The following is a 21,968-nucleotide window of genomic DNA, read 5'->3' on the forward strand; positions in this document are numbered from 1 at the left end:
CCCGCTCGTGGATCCGCGGTCACGGCTCGTAGATCCACTCCAGATAGCGTTCGATCTCGTCCGCGGCCCGGCGTGCGCCGCCCGCCCGGCGCGCCTCGCGCTGGAGTCCGCGCACCCGGTGCAGGGTGTCGGCGTCGTCGAGGAGGGTGCGGACCGCCTCCACCAGCCGTTCCGGAGCGGCGGCCTCCGGCGGCAGCCGTACGCCGAGGCCGAGTTCCGCCACGCGGTCCGCCACCGCCCGTTCCGACGCGGTCGTCGGCACGGCGACCAGCGGGGTGTTGAAGTAGAGGGCTTCCATGACGTTGCCGGCGTCCGGATGGCAGATGTACGCGGAGGCCTGGCGCAGCACCACCGAGCGCGGCACCCGGGCGTGCACCTCCACGTTCGGCGGTAACCCGCCCTGCTCCCGGCCGCGGTCGTCCGCGCCGCCGGTGGTGACGACCAGGTGCAGCGGCAGGCGGGCCAGCGCCGTCGCGCACTCCCGGAGGTAGCCCGGCTCCCGGCGGAGCAGCGCGGGGTCCAGGGCGAGGAACACCACGGGCAACCCGTTCCCCGCCGGCATCCAGCGCTCGTCGATGCGGCGCTCGGGGATGCACGGCCCGACGAACGCCACCCGGCTGTCGAAGCGGTCCCCGCCGCTCTGGAACGCCCTGGGCATCAGGGCGATGGACAGCGGCTCGGCCCGGGTGTAGAAGTCCCGCGGCGGCGCGCCGGCGTGCTCGGCGTAGGCCAGGAACCGGGCCAGCCGTCTTCGCAGCACGTCGGGGAGGCGCGCCAGGCACTCCTCGGACGACCGCTCCTCGGGCGACCGCTCCTCGGGCGACCGCTCCTCGGACACCGGGGCGTCGGACACCGGGGCGTCGGGCCCGCGGCCGTCGTCCCACGCGAACGAGGGGTAGACCTGGACGCCGGGCCGGTTCCAGCGGCAGGTGAGCAGGCGGGCGACGACGCGGGTGGAGGACTCGTACAGCACGAGGTCGGGGACGTCGTCGGCGAACTCGGCGTAAATCTCCTCCGCGCAGTCGAGCGTCTCCTCGACACTGGAGAGGTCGAGCGCCGCGGCCGGGTCCCGCGCCTCTCCGTACGGCCCGTACTCGGGCCGGGACTCGGGCACCAGGACGTCCACGCCGGCGGTGGCGGCCCGCTCGGCGAACTCCATGGTGGTGATGTAGGTGATCCGGTGGTCCCTGCGGCGCAGTTCGCGCACGATGGGCAGCATCGGCCGGGTGTGGGCCTCGTCCGGCGCGCTGATCACGGCAATGGTGTAGCCGGGCTTGGGGGGCTCCTTCTCCATGAGCGCGACGCCCCCTCGCGGCACGGGTCCGAGGTCCCTCCCACCGGCCCGCGCGGTACCCGGACGAATCTTCACGGGGATCACATGCCCCGGTATCAACTCGCTGATGAGATCGCATCCTTGGCCTGGCGCCGGAGCGTAGCACGCGTGCGGCGCGGTGCGGACGCATCCGACGGCCCGCCCCCGGGCGGCCGAGCGTTCCCGGCCATACCGGTGGTGGTCGAATGCGCGACGGATATCGCTTGTACAGGGGAAAGACCCCGCGTCCGGTCCTTCGAGCTTTTCGCGAAACCGTCTGTGCGTATGCCCCCCGTGACTAACTTTCCGGTGACAGGGCCCGGCAACCGTGGCATTGATCACAAACAGGGCCAGGACCTGACGGAACATCAGAAAAGCGAAGCCATGACGCGAGGCCCCGGCGTGCCGGCCGGGCATCGCCGCGGCCGGGGCCGGGGACCCGCCGTCAAAGCCGTGCTCAGCGCCCACCGCGGCGCTCGTCGAGTGCCGCGACCCACGCCTCGACGGCCTCGGCCGTCGTGTCCGACGCGCCTTCGAGGAGGGTGAAGTGGTTGCCGGGGACCTCGCGCAGGGTGTGCGCGGCGGGCCAGGAGGAACGCCAGTCGGCCTCGCCTTCCCCGGCCTCCGCCTGCCCGGGGAAGGGCTCCGTCGGCCGGACGAACAGCACGGGGGCCGCCACGGGCCCGGGGGCACACCGGGTGATGAAGAGGCTGTAGCGGCCCATGGCGGAGAGCCGGTCGGCGGTGAACGTCCCGAAGGCGTCCTCGCGTTCCAGCATGCCGTCCAGCATCCCCGCCCACAGCGCGTCGCCGCCGGTACCGGCGTCGTCGTCCGCGCCGTCGGTGGGCAGGTAGGTGTCCAGCAGGACGATCGCGGCGGGCCGCGTGCCGCCGGCCTCCAGCCGGCCGGCCGTGGCGTGCGCGAACTGTCCGCCCGACGAGTAGCCCACCAGGACGAACGGCTCGTCGCCCGCCAACTCCCGCACGCTGTGCGCGAAGTGGTCGACGGCGGCGTCCACGGACGCGGGCAGCGGTTCGCCGGCCGCGAAGCCGGGCGAGGTCACCACGTGCACGTCCCGCACGCCCCGGAAGTGCGCGGCGAGCCGCGCGTACTGCTGGGGGCCGGCGAGGGCCATCGGCGACGGGAAGCAGATCAGGGCCGGGCCCCGGGAACCGCGGGCCAGGGTCACCGGCTCGCGCACGCCCCGCGCTTCGGCGGCGGTACGGAAGGAGGGGCGCAGGTCGGCCGCGGCGTTCAGCAGGGCGGTGCCCGCCGCCATTTTCCCCTCCCGGACCGCCGCCCGGAACAGCTCGCCCAGCGTCTCCGCCGGGCGCGGTACGGCGGACGCCTCGCGGACGGAACGCACAGCGCTGTCGGGGAGCGCGGGGGCCGTGTCCAGCGCGGCCCGCAGGTGCGCGGCGAGCCGGGCCGGGCTGCCGAGGTCGAACACCGCGGCGGGGTCGATGTCCAGCCCGGTGGCCCGCCCCAGGGCGCGGCGCAGTTCGGCGGCGGACAGCGAGTCCACGCCCGCCTCCAGGAACCCGCGTTCCGGGTCCACCTCGGCCACGGACCCATACCCCAGTACCAGGGCGACGTGTTCCACGACCACCTCGGTGAGCACCTTCTCCCTTTCCACGTCCGGGAGTTCGGCGAGCCGGGCGCGGAGCCGCTCGGGAGCGGCCGGGTCGTCCCGCGGTTCGGCGGCCTCCGGCGTGTCCTGTCCGGCGGTGCCGGAGCCGGGGCGGGAGCCGGAGCCGGAGCCGCCGAACAGGGCGGGCGAGTCGATCCAGTAGCGGCGGTGCTGGAACGCGTAGGTCGGCAGGTCCACCACACGCGCGCCACTGCCCTCGTGGAACGCCGCCCAGTCCACGGAGACACCGGCGGTGTACAGCCGTCCCACGCCCGCCACCACCGCCGGGGCCTCGTCCCGCCCCTTGCGCAGCAACGGCACGACGGCCGCCCGCTCGGCCTCGTCCGGCTCCAGGCACGCCTCCACCATGCCCGACAGCACCGCGTCGGGACCGACCTCCACGAACCTGACGGCACCACGCGCCACGGCGGCCCGCACGGCGTCGGCGAAGCGGACAGGGCGGCGGACGTGCTCGACCCAGTAGTCGGCGCTCGTCAACTCCTCGGCGGTGGCGAGCTGTCCGGTGACGGTCGACACGATCGGGATGCGCGGCTCGGCGAACGACAGGCCCGCCACGACCGTGCGGAAGTCCTCCAGCATCGGCTCCATCAGCGGGGAGTGGAAGGCGTGCGAGACCTTGAGCATCGAGGTCTTGCGGCCCTGCTCCCGCAGCTCCTCCACGATCGCGGCGACAGTGGCCCGGGCGCCGGAAACCACGACCGCACGCGGGCCGTTGACCGCGGCGACGGAAGCGTCCTCCGCGTCACCGAGGAGAGCGAGAGCTTCGTCCTCGGTGCACTGGAGGGCGGCCATGACCCCGCCCTCGGGCAGGGCCTGCATCAGCCGGCCACGCGCGGCCACCAACGTGCAGGCGTCCTCCAGCGACAGCACCCCGGCGACATGCGCCGCCGCGATCTCCCCGATCGAGTGCCCGGCCAGCACCTCCGGACGCACACCCCACGACTCCACCAGTCGGAACAGTGCCGTCTCGATGGCGAACAGGGCGGGCTGTGCGTACTCCGTGCGGTTCAGCAGCTCGCCGTCCTCGCCGAAGAGAACGTCCTTGAGCGGAAGTTCGAGATGTGTGCACACCTCCTCCAGCGCCCGCGCGAACACCGGGAACGTCTCGTACAGTTCCCGGCCCATCCCCGCCCGCTGTGCGCCCTGCCCCGTGAAGAGGAAGGCGGTCTTGCCGGTGGTGCGGGCCGTGCCCTGGGCGAGCCCGGGGGCAGGGGTGCCGTCGGCGAGGGCGGTCAGGGCCGTGACGAGGTCCGCGCGGGTGCGTCCGGTGACGACGGCGCGGTGGTCGAAGTGGGCACGGGTCGTGGCCAGGGACAGACCGATCGACGCGAGGCCGTCGTCGTCCGAAAGCGCCTCCCGCAGGCGGCGGGCCTGGGCGCGCAGGGCCTGCGGGGTGGTGGCGGAGAGCGGCCAGAGCACCGGGCCCGTCAACGTCTCCGGGGCGGAAGCGGGGGCCTCCTGCGGCGCTTCCTCCAGGATCACGTGCGCGTTCGTCCCGCTGATCCCGAAGGACGACACCGCCGCGCGGCGCGCCCTGTCCGACGTCCAGGGGCGGGCTTCGGTGAGGAGTTCCACGGCGCCCGCCGACCAGTCCACCTTCGACGACGGCGCGTCCACGTGCAGCGTCTTCGGCAGCACACCGTGACGCATCGCCATCACCATCTTGATGATGCCCGCCACACCCGCCGCCGCCTGCGTGTGACCGAGGTTCGACTTCACCGACCCCAGCCACAACGGCCGTTCCGCCGGGCGGTCCTTGCCGTACGTCGCCAGCAGCGCCTGCGCCTCGATCGGATCGCCCAGCGTCGTCCCCGTACCGTGCGCCTCCACCACGTCCACCTGCTCGGCCGACAGCCGCGCGCCGGCCAGCGCCGCACGGATCACCCGCTGCTGCGCCGGACCGTTCGGTGCCGTCAGTCCGTTGCTGGCGCCGTCCTGGTTGACCGCCGAGCCCCGGACGACCGCCAGCACCCTGTGCCCGTTCCGGCGCGCGTCCGACAGCCGCTCCACCACGAGCACGCCCACGCCCTCCGAGAACCCGGTGCCGTCCGCCGCCTCGGCGAAGGACTTGCACCGGCCGTCGGGGGACAGCCCGCGCTGGCGGCTGAAGTCGACGTACGTGCCCGGGGTGGCCATGACGGTGACGCCGGCCGCCAGCGCGAGCGAGCACTCGCCGTTGCGCAGGGCCTGCCCGGCCAGGTGCAGGGCGACCAGCGAGGACGAGCACGCCGTGTCCACCGACAGCGCCGGGCCCTCCAGCCCGAGCGTGTAGGCGACGCGGCCCGACACGACGCTGCCGCTGCCGTAGCTGTTGACGTAGTCGTGGTACATGACGCCGGCGAACACGCCCGTCCTGCTGCCGCGAAGGGCGCGCGGGTCCAGCCGGGCGTGTTCCAGCGCCTCCCACGACGTCTCCAGCAGCAGCCGCTGCTGCGGGTCGAGGGCGTGGGCGTCGCGGGGTGCCACGCCGAAGAAGGCGGCGTCGAAGTGGGCGGCGTCGTAGAGGAATCCGCCGTGGCGGGTGGTGGACGTGCCGTCGCTCCCGGCATCGGAGTCGGGATCGGGGTCGGGGTCGTACAGGGCGTCGACGTCCCAGCCCCGGTCCTCGGGGAACTCCGCTATGGCGTCGATCTCCTCGCCGACCAGCCGCCACAGGTCCTCCGGGGAGCGGACGCCGCCCGGGTAGCGGCAGGCCATGCCGACGATGGCCAGCGGTTCGCGCAGGGCGCCGGACAGTCTCCGGTTCTGTTCGCGCAGCCGCTCGGTCTCCTTGAGCGAGGTCCGGAGGGCGTCGACGAGCTTGGCCTCCGGGGCGGCGACGGCCTGCCGGGGCGCGGGGCCGGGCCGGCCGGGCCGGCTCGGCTGACTGGGCTGACTGGGCTGGGTCATGGTGATGTCACTTCTCCCGCGTCATGTCAGTGACGTCGAGGACGTCGACGTCCTGGTGGCCCGGTCCGCCGTCCTCCTCCGGGTCTCCCCCGAAGACGTCGTAGGCGTCGTAGGCGTGGTCGTCCTCCGCGTTATACGTTCCGTCCGCTCCGTCGCCGTCCCCCGCCGCGCCCGTGTCGGCGAGGGCCATGCTGATCAGGGCGTCGGTGTCCATCGCGTCGATGGAGTACGCGGCGCCGCCCGCCTCCTCGTCGGCGGCCAGGGCGTCGGTGCCGAGTCCCGCGAGCTCCAGGAGGCTGTCCACCAGGCCGGCCTCCCGCAGCCGGGAGAGCGGGATGGCGGCGAGCGCCGCGCGGACGCGGTCCTCGGCCGAACCGGAACCGCTCCCGTCCGCCGCCGGCTCCTCCTCCAGCCGGGGTGCGAGCTCCTCCCACAGGTGGTCGGCGACGGCCCGGCTGCTCGGGTGGTCGAAGGTGAGCGCGGCGGGGAGCCGGAGGCCGGTGGCGGCGTTGAGGCGGTTGCGGAACTCGACGGCGGTCAGCGAGTCGAAGCCCAGGGCGTTGAACGACCGGTCGGCGTCGACGCCCTCGGCGTCGGTGTGCCCGAGCACCGCCACGACCTGCGCCCGGACCACCTCCGTCAGCAGGTCCCGGCGGTCCGCCGCGGGCGTCTCCGCCAGGCGGGCGAGCAGGTCCCCGGTGCCGGCGGACGGCTCCTGGGCCGACCGCGCGGTGCGCCGGGCCGTCGTCCGGACCAGGCCGCGGAAGAGGGGCGGCAGCTCTCCGGGATCGCCCTGCGCCAGGAGGCGCGGGTCCAGCGCGACCGGGACGAGCAGTGCCTCGTCCGGGGGCGCGAACCGCCCGCTGCCGGTGAACGCCGCGTCGAACAGCGCCAGCCCCTCCTTGGCGGAGAGCGCGCCGGCGCCCGAGCGCGCCATGCGCCGTACGTCCGCGTCGCTCAGCCCGCCGGCCATCCCGCTGTCGTCCGCCCACATGCCCCAGGCCAGCGAGGTCACCGGCAGCCCCGCTGCCCGGCGGTGGTGTGCCAGGGCGTCCAGGAAGGCGTTGGCGGCCGCGTAGTTGCCCTGCCCCGGTACGCCCAGGGCGCCGGCGATGGAGGAGAAGAGGACGAACGCGGACAGGTCGAGGCCGCGCGTCAGCTCGTGCAGGTTCCAGGCCGCGTCGGCCTTGGGCCGGAGCACGGTGTCCATGCGGTCGGGGGTCAGCGAGCCGATGACGCCGTCGTCGAGCGCGCCGGCGACGTGCACCACGGCGGTCAACGGGTGCTCGGCGGGTACGGAGCCGAGGAGCGCCGCCAGCCGGCCGCGGTCGGCGATGTCGCAGGCGGCGAACGTCACCTCGGCGCCTAGTTCCGCCAGTTCGGCCGCCAGCTCCGGGGCGCCCGGGGCGTCCGGGCCGCGGCGGCTGGCCAGCAGGAGGCGCCGTGCCCCGTGCTCGGCCACCAGGTGGCGGGCGACCAGCACGCCCAGGGCGCCGGTGGCACCCGTGACGAGGATCGTGCCGTGCTCCTCGCGGTCCTCGCCGGAGTCGGTGGTGCGGACGGTCGCGGGGACCCGGGCCAGCCGGGGTACGGACAACTCACCGTCGCGGACGGCGACATACTCCTCTCCGGCGGCCAGTGCGCGGGGCAGGGCGGCGAGGGAGGCGTCGGTGCCGTCGGTGTCGACGAGCACGATCCGGCCGGGGTTCTCCGCCTGGGCCGACCGCACCAGCCCGCCCACCGCGGCGCCCGCGAGGTCGGTGACCTCGCCGCCGCCCGCCGGTGCCGCTCCCCGGGTGACCACGACGAGCGTCGAGCCGGCGAACCGCTCGTCCGCCAGCCAGGACTGGAGGTCGGCCAGCATCCGGTGGGTACGCTCCCGTGCCGCACCGGCCTCGTCGCCTCCCGTGCCCTCGGCCACGGCCGGCAGCACGACGACGTCCGTCGTACCGGCGTCCGGCAGTCCGGAGGCCGCTTCGGCGCTCGTCACCTGACCGGCCGCGGCCAGCACCCGCGACCAGGCGGACGCGCCCGGGCCGACCACCGTCCACGTCCCGGCGGGGACGCGGACGGGCGACGGGACCGGGGTCCAGTCGACGCGGTAGAGGGAGTCGTGGTACTCGGCACGGGCCTGGGCGAGTTGCTCCTCGGAGATCGGCCGTACGTCCAGCCGCTCCACCGAGACCACCGGCCGGCCGGTGGCATCCGCCACCTCCAGCGCCACCGCACCCTCGCCCAGAGGCGACACCCGCACCCGCAGCGCCGAGGCACCCGTCGCGTGCAGCTCCACACCGGACCAGGCGAACGGCAGACCGGCCCGCTCCCCCACCCCGGTGAGGCCCACCGCGTGCAGGGCGGCGTCCAACACGGCCGGGTGCAGGCCGAATCCGTCGACGCTCACGCCGTCCGGCAGCGCCACCTCGGCGAACACCTCGTCACCCGACCGCCACGCGGACCGCAGCCCCCGGAACACCGGCCCGTACACGAGACCGCCGTCGGTGTACCGCTCGTACAGGCCCTCGACCGGCAGGGGCTCCGCGCCCTCCGGGGGCCAGACGCCGAGGGTGGCACCACCGGCGCCGGGGCTCACCGTGCCCAGGACGCCGCTCGCGTGCCGGACCCACACGCCGTCGCCCAGCGTGTCCTCAGAGCGTGAGTGAATACTGAAAGCGCGGTCTCCCGAAGCGTCGGGAGCGTCGACCACGAGCTGGGTGTGCACGTCCCCCTGCTCGGGGAGGACCAGCGGCGCCTCCAGGGCCATCTCCGACAGAACCGTGCGTCCCACCTGGTCACCGGCCGCGATGGCCAGATCCACGAAGCCCGTGCCGGGGAAGAGGACGGTGTCCCCGATCGCGTGGTCGGCGAGCCAGGGGTGGGTCCGGAGGGAGAGCCGGCCGGAGAACAGCAGCCCGTCCGAACCGGCCAGCGACACCGGCTTCCCCAGCAGCGCATGACCGCCGGCACTGGAGGCCGCGCCGAACGGGGAGTAGCCGTCGATCCAGTAACGGCGGCGCTGGAAGGGGTAGGTGGGCAGGTCGACCGGCCGGGTGGGGGCTGTGGGGTGGAGGGCCTGCCAGTCGACGGGCCGGCCCTGGACCCACAGGCGGGCGAAGGTGGTGAGGGCCTCGGCGGCTTCCGGGCGGTTGCGGCGCTGGAGGGGGACGCAGGTGGCGGTGGTGTGGTCGGCCGCCATGGCGGTGAGGACGGCGTCGGGGCCGATCTCCAGGAAGGTGGTGATGCCGTCGGTGGTCAGGGTCGAGACCGCGTCGGCGAAGCGGACCGGGCGGCGGACGTGCTCCACCCAGTAGTCGACGCTCGTCAACTCCTCGGCTGCTGCCGCCATTCCGGTGACGGTGGAGACGATCGGGATGCGCGGCTCCGTGAAGGACAATCCCGCCACGACCGTGCGGAAGTCCTCCAGCATCGGCTCCATCAGCGGGGAGTGGAAGGCGTGCGAGACCTTCAGCAGTGAGGTCTTGCGGCCCTGCTCCCGCAGCTCCTCCACGATCGCAGTGACAGTGGCCCGGGCGCCGGAAACCACGACCGCACGCGGGCCGTTGACCGCAGCAACGGAAGCGTCCTCCGCGTCACCGAGAAGGGCGAGTGCTTCGTCCTCGGTGCACTGGAGGGCCGCCATGACCCCGCCCTCGGGCAGGGCCTGCATCAACCGGCCGCGTGCCGCCACCAGCGTGCAGGCGTCCTCCAACGGGAGCACCCCGGCGACATGCGCCGCCGCGATCTCACCGATCGAGTGCCCGGCCAGCACCTCCGGACGCACACCCCACGACTCCACCAGCCGGAACAGTGCCGTCTCGACGGCGAACAGCGCCGGCTGCGCGTACTCCGTACGGTTCAGCAGCTCCCCGTCCTCGCCGAACAGGACCTTCTTGAGCGGCAGTTCGAGGCGTGCACACACCTCATCCAGCGCCTTGGCGAACACCGGGAACGCTTCGTACAGCTCCCGGCCCATCCCGACCCGCTGTGCCCCCTGTCCAGTGAACAGGAACGCCAGCCGGCCCTCGCTGGCCGTCCCCCGCACCAGACCCGCCGCGTCCTGCCCGGCCGCCAGCGCGGCGAGCCCGGCGGTGAGGTCCGCGCGGTTGGTGCCGGTGAGCACGGCACGGTGTTCCAGCTGCGCCCGCGTTGTGGCCAGCGCCACCGCCACCTCCCGCAGCCCCGGAGCGTCCTCGCGCTCCAGCAGGTCCAGCAGCTGCGCCGCCTGGGTCTTCAGGGCGTCGGCGGTCGCGGCGGACACGGGCCAGAGCGGCGCCGGGGAGTTGTCCGCCTCCTGCTCGGCGGGGACGGGTTCGGGGGCGGCCTGTTCGATGATGACGTGCGCGTTGGTGCCGCTGATACCGAAGGACGACACCGCCGCGCGCCTGACGCCGTGGAACTCCCAGGGGCGGGCTTCGGTGAGGAGTTCCACCGCGCCCGCCGACCAGTCCACCTTCGACGACGGCGTGTCCACGTGCAGCGTCCGCGGCAGGACGCCGTTGCGCATCGCCATCACCATCTTGATGATGCCCGCGACGCCCGCCGCCGCCTGGGTGTGGCCCAGGTTGGACTTGATGGAGCCGAGCCACAGCGGCCGTTCGGGAGCGCGGTCGCGGCCGTAGGTCGCCAGCAGCGCCTGGGCCTCGATCGGGTCGCCCAGCACCGTGCCGGTGCCGTGGGCCTCCACCGCGTCCACCTGGTCCGCCGACAGCCGCGCGTTGGCCAGCGCCGCACGGATCACGCGCTGCTGGGACGGGCCGTTGGGAGCCGTCAGCCCGTTGCTGGCGCCGTCCTGGTTGACCGCCGAGCCGCGGACGACCGCCAGCACCTGGTGCCCGTTGCGGCGCGCGTCCGACAGCCGCTCGACCACGAGCACGCCGACGCCCTCGGACCAGCCGGTGCCGTCCGCGGCGTCGGCGAAGGACTTGCACCGGCCGTCGCGCGCCAGGCCGCGCTGGCGGCTGAACTCGATGAAGGTGGCCGGGGTGGACATCACGGTCACGCCGCCGACCAGGGCCAGCGAGCAGTCGCCGTTGCGCAGGGCCTGGCCGGCCAGGTGCAGGGCGACGAGGGAGGACGAGCAGGCCGTGTCCACCGTCACCGCCGGGCCCTCCAGGCCGTAGGTGTAGGCGATGCGGCCGGAGACGATGCTGCCCGCGCTGTGGCTGGTGGGGTAGTCGTGGTACATGACGCCGGCGAAGACGCCGGTTTTGCTGCCCTTGACCGTCGCGGGGTCGATGCCGGCGCGCTCGAACGCCTCCCAGGACGTCTCCAGCAGCAGCCGCTGCTGCGGGTCGGTGCTCAGTGCCTCGTTCGGGCTGATCCGGAAGAAGTCCGCGTCGAAGTCGGCGGCGTCGTGCAGGAAGCCGCCCTTGTCGACGTAGGTGGTGTCCGGGCGTTCGGCGTCCGGGTCGAAGAGCGCGTCGATGTCCCAGCCGCGGTCGTCGGGGAACGCGGAGACGGAGTCGCGGCCGTCGGCGACCAGTCGCCACAGGTCCTCGGGGGACGCGATGCCGCCCGGGTAGCGGCAGGCCATGCCGACGATGACGATCGGGTCGTCGCCGTGGGCGCTCTCCTGGACGGCCGGGGTGCCGGTGGGCGTGTCGAGCGTGCCGAGGAGTTCGTCGTGGAGGTGGCGCGCGAGATCGCCGGCGGTCGGGTAGTCGAAGACGAGCGTGGCCGGGAGCCGCAGGCCGGTCACGGTGTTGAGGCTGTTGCGCAGTTCGACGGCGGTCAGCGAGTCGAAGCCCAGGTCGTTGAAGGCCCGGTCCGGCGCGATCGCGGCCGGGTTGGCGTGCCCCAGGACCGCGGCCACCTGGCCGCGCACGACGGCGAGCAGGGCGCGTTCCCGCTCGGCCGGCAGGAGCGCGGACAGCTGCCGGTGCAGGGTGTCGGCGGTGCCGCCGTCGCTAACGGCCGCGGTGCGCCGGACGGCGGGGACGAGGTGGTGGTAGAGGGTCGGGAGGGACGGGCCTTGTGCCCGCAGCGCCTCGACATCCAGACGCACCGGCACCAACGCGGCGTCCGCGCGTGCCCCGACCCCGAGGAGCCGCAGCCCCTCGTCCGTCGACAGAGGCAGCACGCCACCACGAGCCATCCGGGCACGGTCACCCTCCGAGAGACCACCGCCCATACCACCCACCTCGCCCCACAGACCCCAGGCCAGCGCGGCGCCCGGCAGGCCGGACGCCACCCGCGACTCCACCAGACCGTCGAGGAAGGCGTTCGCGGCCGCGTAGTTGCCCTGACCCGGCGCACCCAGCACACCCGCAGCCGACGAGAACACCACGAACGCGTCCAACGACAACCCGGCCGTCAACTCATGCAGGTTCCAGCCGCCCAGCACCTTCGGACGCAGCACAGCGGCCAACCGCTCCACCGACAGCGAGCCCACCAGACCGTCATCCAGCACACCCGCCGCATGCACCACCGCACGCAGCGGGAACTCCTCGCCGATCGCCGCCAGCACCCCGGCCAGCGCCTCACGGTCCGCCACATCACAGGCCGCGACGTCGACCGACACCGCACCCGCCTCCAGCAGCGAAGCCACCAACGCCTGAGCACCCTCGGCCGCACCACCACGACGCGACGTCAACACCAGACGCCGCACCCCGCGCTCCACCACCAGCCAACGGGCCACCACCGCACCCAGACCACTCAGACCACCCGTCACCAACACCGTGCCGTCATCCGACACCAAGTCCTCGGCGGCAGCCGGAACAGCCGCACGCACCAGACGCGGCGTGAACAACGCACCGTCCCGTAGGGCGAGTTGCTGCTCGCCCGCCGCGAGGACGCGGCTCAACAGGTCCGAAGGCAGCTCATCCCCGTCCAGGTCCACGAGCACGATCCGGTCCGGGTGCTCGGCCTGCGCCGACCGCACCAGACCGCCCACCGCCGCGCCCGCCAGGTCGGCCACGTCCGAGCCGCCGGCCGACACCGCGCCGCGCGTCACGACGACCAGCCGCGACCGCGCACACCGCTCGTCCTCCAGCCACGCCTGTACGGCCGACAGCGCACGCTCCAGCACCGCGCTCACGTCGCCGGGCACCTCCGGTATCGCACCGCCGAACGCCCGCAGCACCACCGCGTCCGGCTCTCCGGACACACCCGCCAGATCCTCGAAGTCCACGACGACGGGAACCGATTCGGACACCGTCGTCGCCATCACCGCCGGCACCCAGTCCACGCGGTACAGCGACTCGGGGTATTCGGCGCGCGCCTGGGCCAGTTGCTCCTCGGAGATCGGCCGTACGTCCAGCCGCTCCACCGAGACCACCGGCCGGCCGGTGGCATCCGCCACCTCCAGCGCCACCGCACCCTCGCCCAGAGGCGACACCCGCACCCGCAGCGCCGAAGCACCCGTCGCGTGCAACTCCACACCGGACCAGGCGAACGGCAGACCGGCCCGCTCCCCCACCCCCGTCAGACCCACCGCGTGCAGCGCCGCGTCCAACACGGCCGGATGCACGCCGAACCCGTCCACACTCACACCGTCCGGCAGCGCCACCTCGGCGAACACCTCGTCACCCGACCGCCACGCGGCCCGCAGCCCCCGGAACACCGGCCCGTACACCAGCCCGCCCTCGGCGTACCGCTCGTACACGCCGTCCAGCGGCACCGGCTCCGCGCCCTCCGGTGGCCACACACCGAGAACGGAACCACCGTCACCGCGACGCACCGCGCCCAGGGCGCCGCTCGCGTGCCGCACCCACACACCGTCGCCGGCCCCGTCCTCGCCACGGGAGTACACGCGCACCGAGCGGCCGCCGGTGCTCTCGGGCGCGCCCACCACCACCTGCACCTGAACGCCGCCGCGCGCGGGCAGGACCAGCGGGGCCTCCAGCGTCAGGTCGTCCAGGACGCCGCAGCCGACCTGGTCGCCCGCCCGGATGGCCAGCTCCACGAAGCCGGTGCCGGGGAAGAAGACGGAGCCGCCGACGACGTGGTCGGCCAGCCAGGGGTGGGTGTGGACGGAGAGGCGTCCGGTGAAGAGGAAGCCCGCCGAGTCGGCGAGCGCCACGGCCGCGCCGAGCAGGGGGTGGTCGGTGGCGCCGAGGCCGATGGCCGCCGGGTCGCCCTGGTCGGCCGGGGCCTGGGACCAGAAGCGGCGGCGCTGGAAGGCGTAGGTGGGGAGGTCGACGCGCCGGGCGCCGCTGCCCTCGAATAGTGCCGCCCAGTCGACGTCGCCGCCGGCCGCGTACAGCCGGCCGAGGCCGGTCAGCAGCGACCGCGCCTCGGGCCGACCCTTGCGCAGCAGCGGTACGCAGCACACCGCGCCCTCCGGCCGTTCCGCGTCGTCCGCCGCCAGGCTCGTCTGCGCGAGGCCGGTCAGGACACCGTCGGGGCCGATCTCGACGAAGCGCGTCGCCCCGCGGTCCGCCGCGCCGCGGACGCCGGCGTCGAAGCGCACGGCCTCGCTGACGTGCCGCAGCCAGTACGCGACGGAGCACAGCTCCTGCGGGCCGGCCACGTCGCCGGTGACGTTGGACACGACGGTCAGGCGGGGCTCGGCGAAGGTCAGTTGCTCCAGGACCTGCCGGAAGGCGTCCAGCATCGGTTCCATCAGCGGTGAGTGGAAGGCGTGCGACACCTTCAGGCGGGACGTCTTGCGCCCCTGGTCCCGCAACTGCCCGGCGATGCGCTCCACTTCGGCCTCGGGGCCGGAGAGGACTACGGAGCGGGGGCCGTTGACGGCGGCCAGGCCGGTCCGGTCGGCCGTCGCGAGCAGCGGCAGGACCTCGTCCTCCGTCGCCTCGACCGCGATCATGGCGCCGCCGGCCGGGAGTTCCTGCATCAGCCGGCCGCGCGCGGCGACCAGCCGGCAGGCGTCCGCGAGGGTGAGCACCCCGGCGGCGTGCGCGGCGGCGATCTCCCCGATGGAGTGGCCCATCACCACGTCCGGGCGCACGCCCCAGGTCTCCAGGAGGCGGTAGAGGGCCACCTCGACCGCGAACAGGGCGGGCTGGGCGTACTCGGTGCGGTCCAGCAGGTCCGCTTCGGCCGTCCCTTCGGCCGCGAACAGCACGTCCTTCAGCGGGCGGGGCAGCAGGCCGTCGAGCCGGTCGCCGACCTCGTCGAGCGCGCGGGCGAAGGCGGGGTACGCCGCGTACAGCTCGCGTCCCATGCCGGCGCGCTGCGCGCCCTGCCCGGTGAACAGGAAGGCGGTCTTCCCGCCGGTCCGTGTGGCGTCGGGCGCGGTACCGCCGTCGGCCAAGGCACGCAGGCCGGACAGAAGTTCGGCGGTGTCGGTGCCGAGGACGGTCGCGCGCCGGTCGAGGGCGCCGCGTGTGGTCGCCAGGGACCAGCCGACGTCCTGGGGGCGGAGTGCGGCGTGCGTCTCGCCGTGCTCCTCACCGTACTTCTCGACGTACGCGGCGAGGCGGGCCGCCTGGGCGCGGAGGCCGTCCTCGTCGCGGCCGGAGAGCGGCCACGGCACGAGGGCACCGGCCGCCGCCGGGGCCGGGTCCGCGGATTCCGTCCGCTCGACGGGCTCCGCCTGCTCGATGATCACGTGGGCGTTGGTGCCGCTGATGCCGAAGGAGGAGATGCCGGCGCGGCGCGGCCGGCCGGCGTCCCAGGCGACCTCCTCGGTGAGCAGGCGCATGGCGCCGGCCGTCCAGTCGATGTGCGCCGAGGGCGCGTCGACGTGCAGGGTCCTGGGCAGGACGCCGTTGCGCATGGCCATGACCATCTTGATGATCCCGGCGACACCGGCGGCGCCCTGGGTGTGTCCGATGTTGGACTTCACCGAGCCCAGCCACAGCGGGTTGTCGTCGGGGCGGTCCTGGCCGTAGGTGGCGAGCAGGGCCTGGGCCTCGATCGGGTCGCCGAGGACCGTGCCGGTGCCGTGGGCCTCGACGGCGTCCACGTCGGCGGGCGCCAGCCCGGCGTTGGCCAGGGCCTGGCGGATGACGCGCTGCTGGGAGGGGCCGTTGGGGGCGGTGAGGCCGTTGCTGGCACCGTCCTGGTTGACCGCCGAGCCGCGGACGTGGGCGAGCACCCGGTGCCCGTTGCGGAGCGCGTCGGAGAGCCGCTCGACGACCAGGATGCCGACGCCCTCGCCCCAGCCCGTGCCGTCGGCGCCGGCCGCGAACGCCTTGCAGCGGCCGTCGCGGGAGAGGCCGCGCTGGCGGCTGAACTCGACGAAGGCGGCGGGCGACGCCATGACCGTCACACCGCCCGCGAGCGCGAGGTCGCACTCGCCGTTGCGCAGCGCCTGGCCGGCCAGGTGCAGGGCGACGAGGGAGGACGAGCAGGCCGTGTCCACCGTCACCGCCGGGCCCTCCAGGCCGTAGGTGTAGGCGATGCGGCCGGAGACGATGCTGCCGGAGCTGGCGCTGCCCGTGTAGTCGTGGTAGACGACGCCGGCGAAGACGCCGGTGGGGCTGCCCTTGAGGGTGGCGGGGTCGATGCCCGCCCGTTCCAGGGCCTCCCAGGACGTCTCCAGCAGCAGCCGCTGCTGCGGGTCGGTGATCAGCGCCTCGTTGGGACTGATGCCGAAGAAGTCCGCGTCGAAGTCGGCGGCGTCGTGCAGGAAGCCGCCCTGGTTGACGTAGGTGGTGTCCGGGCGGTTGCCGGTGGGGTCGTAGAGGCGGTCGGTGTTCCAGCCGCGGTTCTCGGGGAAGTCGGTGATCGCGTCGCCGCCGTCGGCGACGAGGCGCCACAGGTCCTCCGGGGACGCGATGCCGCCGGGGAAGCGGCAGGCCATGCCGACGATGACGATCGGGTCGTCGGTGCGGAGGGCGGTGGACGGCAGGACGGTGGCCGCGGCCACCTCGCCGGAGACCTCGGACAGCAGGTGGTCCGCGAGGTCGCCGGCGGTCGGGTAGTCGAAGACGAGCGTGGCGGGGAGCCGCAGGCCGGTCACGGTGTTGAGGCTGTTGCGCAGTTCGACGGCGGTGAGGGAGTCGAAGCCCAGGTCGTTGAAGGCCCGGTCCGGCGCGATGGCCGCCGGGGTCGCGTGCCCGAGCACCGCGGCGACCTGCCCGCGCACCAGGTCCAGGACGGCTTCGTGGCGCTCGGCCGCGGGGAGCGCGGCGAGCCGTTCGCCGAGCGTGCCGACGCTCGCGGACGCGGACCGCGCGGTGGCCTGACGGCGGGCCGGGCGGCCGGTGAGGTGGTGGTAGAGGGTCGGGAGGGACGGGCCTTGTGCCCGCAGCGCCTCGACATCCAGACGCACCGGCACCAACGCGGCGTCCGCGCGTGCCCCGACCCCGAGGAGCCGCAGCCCCTCGTCCGTCGACAGAGGCAGCACGCCACCACGAGCCATCCGGGCACGGTCACCCTCCGAGAGACCACCGCCCATACCACCCACCTCGCCCCACAAGCCCCAGGCCAGCGCGGCACCCGGCAGGCCGGACGCCACCCGCGACTCCACCAAGCCGTCCAGGAAGGCGTTCGCGGCCGCGTAGTTGCCCTGACCCGGCGCACCCAGCACACCCGCAGCCGACGAGAACACCACGAACGCGTCCAACGACAACCCGGCCGTCAACTCATGCAGGTTCCAGCCGCCCAGCACCTTCGGACGCAGCACAGCGGCCAACCGCTCCACCGACAGCGAGCCCACCAGACCGTCATCCAGCACACCCGCCGCATGCACCACCGCACGCAGCGGGAACTCCTCACCGATCGCCGCCAGCACCCCGGCCAGCGCCTCACGGTCCGCCACATCACAAGCCGCGACGTCCACCGACACCGCACCCGCCTCCAGCAGCGAATCCACCAACGCCTGAGCACCCTCGGCCGCACCACCACGACGCGACGTCAGCACCAAGTGCCGCACCCCACGCTCCACCACCAGCCAACGGGCCACCACCGCACCCAGACCACTCAGACCACCCGTCACCAACACCGTGCCGTCATCCGACACCAAGTCCTCGACGGCAGCAGGGACACCCGCACGCACCAGGCGCGGGACGAAGAACACCCCGTTGCGCAAAGCCAGTTGGGGCTCGCGCGAGGCGAGGGCGCGGCTCAGCAGCTCCGACGGCAGGGCAACACCGTCCCCGTCCAGGTCCAGGAGCACGATCCGGTCCGGGTGCTCGGCCTGCGCCGACCGCACCAGGCCGCTCACGGCGGCGCCCGCGAGGTCCGTGACCTCGGCGCCGTCCGCCGACACGGCGCCCCTGGTCAGCACGACGAGCGTCGAGTCGGCGAACCGCTCCCCCGCCAGCCACTCCTGTACGTCGAGCAGGACGCGCTCCAGGGTCGCGCTCACGTCGCCGGGCACATCCGGCACCCCGCCGCCGAACGCCCGCAGCATCACCACGTCCGGCTCTCCGGACACACCCGCCAGATCCTCGAAGTCCACGACGACGGGAGCCGATTCGGACACCGTCGTCGCCATCACCGCCGGCACCCAGTCCACGCGGTACAGCGACTCGGGGTACGCCGTCTCGCCGCCGCCGGCCAGTTCGGCGGCCCGGGCGGGGCGGACGGTCAGGGTCTCGACCGAGGCGACCGGCTCCCCGGCGGCGTCGGCGATGTGCACGGCCACGCTGTCCGCGCCCAGCGGCGACAGGCGCACGCGGAGGGCGGACGCGCCGGTGGCGTGCAGCGCGACACCGCGCCACTCCGCGTTCCACCGCAGTTCCAGGGCCTGTTCGGCGTCCCCGTCGGCGCCCGGCAGCACGAGCGCCTGGACGGCGGCGTCCAGGGCCGCCGGGTGGAGGCCGAAGCGCTCGGCGTCCTTGGCGGCCTGCCCGGACAGGGCGACCTCGGCGTACAGCGTGTCACCGTCGCGCCAGACGGCACGCAGCGCCCGGAAGGCGGGTCCGTACGCCAGGCCGGCCCCGGAGAACCGCTCGTACAGGCCCTCGACCGGCACCGGTGCCGCTCCCGCCGGAGGCCACGCGGCGAGGCCGGCGTCGTCCGTCCCGGCGCGGGCCGCCGAGCCGAGCAGGCCCGTGGCGTGCCGGGTCCAGGACGCGTCGCCCACCGCGCCTTCGGCGCGCGAGAACACCCGCACCGACCGGGCGCCGGACGCGTCGGGCGCGCCCACCGCGACCTGGACCTGGACGCCGCCGCGCGCGGGCAGGACCAGCGGGGTCTCCAGCGTCAGGTCGTCCAGGACGCCGCAGCCGACCTGGTCGCCCGCCCGGATGGCCAGCTCCACGAAGCCGGTCTCCGGGAACACGACGGACCCGGCGGCGGCGCGGTCGGCGAGCCAGGCGTGGCCGCCCACGGAGAGGCGGCCGGTGAACAGCGCGCCGTCGGAATCGGCGAGCATCATGGCGGCGCCCAGCAGCGGGTGGTCGGCCGCGTCCAGGCCGATCGAGGCGATGTTGCCGACGGCCGAGGTGTTCTTGATCCAGTAGTGCTCGCGCTGGAACGGGTAGGTGGGCAGGTCCACGAGCCCGGCCGGGCCCACGGGGTGGAGCGCCGTCCAGTCGACGCGGTGACCCTGCACCCACAGGCGGGCGAGGGCGGTGAGGGCCTCGGCGGCTTCCGGGCGGTTGCGGCGCTGGAGGGGGACGCAGGTGGCGGTGGTGTGGTCGGCCGCCATGGCGGTGAGGACGGCGTCGGGGCCGATCTCCAGGAACGCGCTCACCCCGTCGGCGGTCAGGGTGGCGACGGCGTCGGTGAAGCGGACCGGGCGGCGGACGTGCTCCACCCAGTAGTCGACGCTCGTCAACTCCTCGGCGGTGGCGAGCTGTCCGGTGACGGTCGACACGATCGGGATGCGCGGCTCGGCGAACGACAGGCCCGCCACGACCGTGCGGAAGTCCTCCAGCATCGGCTCCATGAGGGGTGAGTGGAAGGCGTGGGAGACCTTCAGCAGTGAGGTCTTGCGGCCCTGCTCCCGCAGCTCCTCCACGATCGCGGTGACAGTGGCCCGGGCGCCGGAAACCACGACCGCACGCGGGCCGTTGACCGCGGCGACGGAAGCGTCCTCAGCGTCACCGAGCAGACCGAGAGCTTCCTCTTCGGTGGCTTGGAGGGCCGCCATGACCCCGCCCTCGGGCAGGGCCTGCATCAGCCGGCCACGCGCGGCCACCAACGTGCACGCATCCGCCAGCGACAGCACCCCGGCGACATGCGCCGCCGCGATCTCACCGATCGAGTGCCCGGCCAGCACCTCCGGACGCACACCCCACGACTCCACCAGCCGGAACAACGCCGTCTCAACCGCGAACAGCGCCGGCTGCGCGTACTCCGTACGGTTCAACAGCTCCCCGTCCTCACCGAAGAGAACGTCCTTGAGCGGAAGTTCGAGATGTGTGCACACCTCGTCCAGCGCCCGCGCGAACACCGGGAACCTCTCGTACAGCTCCCGGCCCATACCCACCCGCTGCGCGCCCTGCCCGGTGAACAGGAACGCCGGCCGCCCTTCCGCAACCGTCCCCGTGATCACTCCGCCGGCGCCCTCGCCGGCGGCCACCGCGCCCAGCCCGGCGGTCAATTCCCCGTGTCCGGTGCCCAGCACCACCGCGCGGTGTTCGAGCTGTGCCCGTGCCGTCGCCAGCGTCGCCGCCACGTCCCGCGGCTCGGGGGCGTCCTCGTGCTCCATCACACCGAGCAGCTGCGCCGCCTGGGCGCGGAGGGCCTCGGCGGTGGCGCCGGACACCGGCCAGAGGACCGGGCCCCGTGCGTCGTCGCCGGCCGGGGTGTCCGGCTGCTCGGCGGGGTCCGGGGTCGGGGCATCCTCAAGGATGATGTGGGCGTTGGTGCCGCTGATGCCGAACGAGGAGACGCCGGCCCGGCGCGGCGTGGCGCCGTCCCACCGCACGTCCTCGGTCAGCAGCCGCACGAGCCCGGCCGACCAGTCGACCTTGGACGACGGCGCGTCGACGTGCAGCGTCCTCGGCAGCACGCCGTTGCGCATCGCCATGACCATCTTGATGATGCCGGCGACGCCCGCCGCCGCCTGGGTGTGCCCGAGGTTGGACTTCACCGACCCGAGCCACAGAGGCCGTTCGGGGGCGCGGTCGCGGCCATAGGTCGCCAGCAGCGCCTGGGCCTCGATCGGGTCGCCGAGCTTCGTGCCGGTGCCGTGGGCCTCGACCGCGTCGACCTGGTCGGAGGAGAGGCGGGCGTTCGCCAGGGCGTCCCAGATGACGCGCTGCTGCGACGGGCCGTTGGGGGCCGTCAGTCCGTTGCTGGCGCCGTCCTGGTTGACCGCCGAACCCCGGACGACCGCCAGCACCTTGTGCCCGTTGCGCAGCGCGTCCGACAACCGCTCCACGAGCAGCACGCCGACGCCCTCGGACCAGCCGGTGCCGTCCGCCGCCTCGGAGAACGCCTTGCAGCGGCCGTCGGCCGCCAGGCCGCGCTGGCGGCTGAAGGCGACGAAGGGGCCGGGCGTGGCCATGACGGTCGCGCCGCCCGCGAGGGCGAGGGTGCACTCGCCCTCGCGCAGGGCCTGTACGGCGAGGTGCAGCGCGACCAGCGAGGACGAGCAGGCGGTGTCGACAGTCACCGCCGGGCCCTCCAGGCCCAGGACGTAGGAGATGCGGCCGGAGAGGACGGCCGCGTTGCTGCCCGTGGCCATGTACGCCTCGGACTCCTCCGGCAGCTTCAGGTCGAAGTACGTCTGGCCGTTGGTGCCCACGAAGACGCCGACGCGCTCGCCGCGCAGGGTGTCGGGGGCGACGCCACCGCGTTCGAACGCCTCCCAGGCGGTCTCCAGCAGCAGCCGCTGCTGCGGGTCCATGGCGAGGGCCTCGCGCGGCGAGATGCCGAAGAACGCGGGGTCGAACTCGGCCGCGTCGTAGAGGAAGCCGCCCTTGCGCGGGTAGTCCGTGCCGTCGCCGTCCTCGCCGGTCCCGGCGGCCGGCGCGTCGGGGGCGTCGCCGGTGTCCCAGCCGCGGTCCTCGGGGAAGCCGCCGATGGCGTCGGTGCCGTCGGCGACGAGCCGCCACAGGTCCTCGGGCGAGCGCACGCCGCCGGGGAGCCGGCAGCTCATCGCGACGATGGCGACGGGCTCCTGTCCGGCGTTCTCGATGTCCCGGAGCCGCTGCTTGGTGGCATGCAGGTCCGCGGTGGTCCGCTTGAGGTAGTCGAGCAGCTTCGCTTCGTTCACGTTCGCCATCAGGGCCTCGCCGTGTCTCGTTTCCCGTGGACTGCGTGTGCGGGAGGGTCGGGAAGTGGGGTGGAAGGTAGGGGGACGGGGACGGGTCG

At 74.2% G+C, this 21,968-nt stretch carries 3 protein-coding genes; all 3 read right to left on the minus strand.

Translation table 11 applies throughout. From position 1 onward, the window contains the following. Nucleotides 1-19: 19 nt before the first annotated feature. The 3 genes from K7I03_RS00340 to K7I03_RS00350 all read right to left on the minus strand — a co-directional run bounded on the left by K7I03_RS00340 (nt 20) and on the right by K7I03_RS00350 (nt 21,879). Nucleotides 20-1,294, minus strand: a complete 1,275-nt coding sequence (locus K7I03_RS00340) for a macrolide family glycosyltransferase (protein ID WP_185946256.1) — start codon at nt 1,292-1,294, stop codon at nt 20-22. A gap of 475 nt (nt 1,295-1,769) precedes the next feature. After that, nucleotides 1,770-5,852, minus strand: coding sequence for a type I polyketide synthase (locus K7I03_RS00345; RefSeq protein WP_185946255.1), 4,083 nt, complete (start codon nt 5,850-5,852; stop codon nt 1,770-1,772). Between the two features lie 7 nt (nt 5,853-5,859). Continuing rightward, nucleotides 5,860-21,879 carry an SDR family NAD(P)-dependent oxidoreductase gene (locus tag K7I03_RS00350; protein WP_449657233.1) on the minus strand — a complete coding sequence of 5,340 codons (16,020 nt, stop codon included), beginning with the start codon at nt 21,877-21,879 and terminating at the stop codon, nt 5,860-5,862. Between the last annotated feature and the right edge of the window lie 89 nt (nt 21,880-21,968).

This window comes from Streptomyces mobaraensis, from assembly GCF_020099395.1.
Classification (GTDB): Bacteria; Actinomycetota; Actinomycetes; order Streptomycetales; family Streptomycetaceae; genus Streptomyces.